A 2,056-nucleotide genomic window follows, 5' to 3' on the forward strand; every position below is an offset into this window, starting at 1 on the left:
CCGCCATCCCGGGTCGCCGGGATGGCGGTCGCCGCCACGGTCCTGCTTCGGCGCCTTACTTCGGCCCGCCGTAGCTCGCGCCCATGGCGCTGGCCGGCGGCGGGAAGGCGCCCGGGGGCGGGCCGCCGGCGGCGCGGGAGAGGCGGGTGCGGTCGCCGCGCGCGATCACAACACGGTCATTGACCTGCAGCCCTTCCTCGTTGGTCTGGACCACGGAGATGTCGCCGCCCTGATCCTCGCGGACGAAGAACTCGACCGCGTTGCCGCCGCTGACGCCGCTGCCGATGGCATTGCCGGCGAGGCCGCCCAGCACGGCGCCGCCGAGGCCCGCCAGGGCATTGGAGCGCCAGTCGCCGCCGATGAAGCTGCCGGCCACGCCGCCGGCGACGGCGCCGGCCGCCGTGCCGATGCCCGAGCCGCTCCCCTGCACATGCACGGGCCGCATGCCGATGATGGTGCCGAAGGACACGGACGCCGCGCGTCCCATGGAGGCGCTGGAGAAGCTCGAGCCGGACTGCTGCGGGGCGCAGGCGGAGACGGCGCCGCCGATCAGCAGCGCGGCGATCCCGGCGCGGAGCACGGGGCGGGCAGCCAGGGCGCGGAGGAAGTGATGAGGCGCGGCCATGTGATCTTTCCTGACGAATCGAGGGACATCGGCGCACCGCCGCCGCGACGGCGGGCCTGCGGCGGGCCGGAGAAGCAGGCCGCGCCGCCGGGCGAGACATGGCGCTTTTCGCGCGATCTTGCCAGAGGGGTTGCCAAAGGGCTTGCCGAGCCGGAGGCAGGGCTGCAGGCCGGCGGAAGGGCGGCCATCGCCTCCGGGCGCGGAAGGACGGCGCAGACGAGGCTTGCGCTAGCCTCCTGTATCCTTTAGCGGTTTGCGCGTACGTGTCGTATTGAAACCAGCACCGGGTTGTACCCTGGATTCGCAGGCGTGGGGGCGCAGGCGGTCCGTCATCAGGGGTGCTTCGCGTTGCCTGACGGAGAACTGGGGATGACTCCGTTCCAATCTGCTCGGATGACGCCGGGGGGGCGCATCCGCCTGCTGGCCACGCTGTCCATGGTGAGCCTTCTGGCCGCCTGCGGAAGCGCGCAGCAGGCCGGCCGGCCGATCTCGGCCAGCGCCGCGGCCCAGGCCGCGGCCTATCCACAACCATCCAGCTACGAGCCGCCGGGACCGTCGCACGATCCCTGGGGCCCCTATATCCGCGAGGCGTCGAAGCGGTTCGACATTCCCGAGCGCTGGATCCGCGAGGTCATGCGCCAGGAGAGCGGCGGCCGCGTCACCGCCACCAGCCCGGTCGGGGCCATGGGGCTGATGCAGGTCATGCCCGGCACCTACGCCGAGCTGCGCGCCCGCTACGGCCTGGGGGATGATGCCTATCATCCCTGGAACAGCATGATGGCCGGCACGGCCTATCTGCGCGAGATGTACGAGCTCTACGGCAGCCCGGGCTTCCTCGCCGCCTACAATGCCGGCCCGCGCCGCCTGGAGGACTACCTCTGGAACGGCCGCGGCCTGCCGGCCGAGACCCGCAACTACGTGGCCCGCATCGGCTCGCGCATCGGCGACACCCATCCGAACCGCCGCGCCGCGCCGGAAGTCTACGCGGCGGCCGAGATCCCGCTCAACATCCCGGCCGGCCCGCGCCGCGGCAACCAGGCGACCATGCTGGCGCTGCGCGAACAGCGCAACGCGGTCGACCCCGGCATCAGGGTCGCCACCCTGCCGCCGGGCCCGGTGGTGCGGATGGACCCGATCCCGGATGGCTCGACCTATCCGGCCCCCGTGCAGCTCGCCAGCCTCGACGGCGCCGGCGGCGTGGTGCGGATGGATCCGATCCCGGACGGCTCCACCTACGCCCAGCCCGCCTACGCCCCGCCCGCCGCCTCCGCCCTGGCCGCCGGCACCGTGGTGCGAATGGACCCGATCCCGGACGGCTCCACCTATGCCAGCGCGCCGCCGGTGGCCGAGCCGCCGCCTCCGGCGCCCGCGCCGAGCCTGCTCGCCGCCGCGGTGACGCCGCGCCCGGCAGCGGCTGCGCCGGTCCAGGCC

General features: G+C 73.9%; 2 protein-coding genes. One reads left to right on the top strand and one right to left on the bottom strand.

Annotation, left to right across the window (positions count from 1 at the left end):
* Nucleotides 1-55: 55 nt before the first annotated feature.
* Nucleotides 56-625 carry a glycine zipper 2TM domain-containing protein gene (locus ACVMLK_RS20835; RefSeq protein WP_232476919.1) on the bottom strand — a complete coding sequence of 190 codons (570 nt, stop codon included), beginning with the start codon at nt 623-625 and terminating at the stop codon, nt 56-58.
* 369 nt (nt 626-994) lie between these two features.
* On the opposite strand from ACVMLK_RS20835, the gene ACVMLK_RS20840 reads away from it, so the two are divergent.
* Nucleotides 995-2,056: lytic transglycosylase domain-containing protein (locus tag ACVMLK_RS20840; protein WP_457487514.1), on the top strand; the 1,062-nt coding region annotated here is incomplete at its 3' end.

This window comes from Teichococcus aerofrigidensis, assembly GCF_054073225.1.

Coding starts and splice junctions, on each gene's coding strand:
- ACVMLK_RS20835 (WP_232476919.1), bottom strand. CDS start 625: ATGGCCGCGCCTCATCACTTCCTCCGCGCCCTGGCTGCCCGCCCCGTG.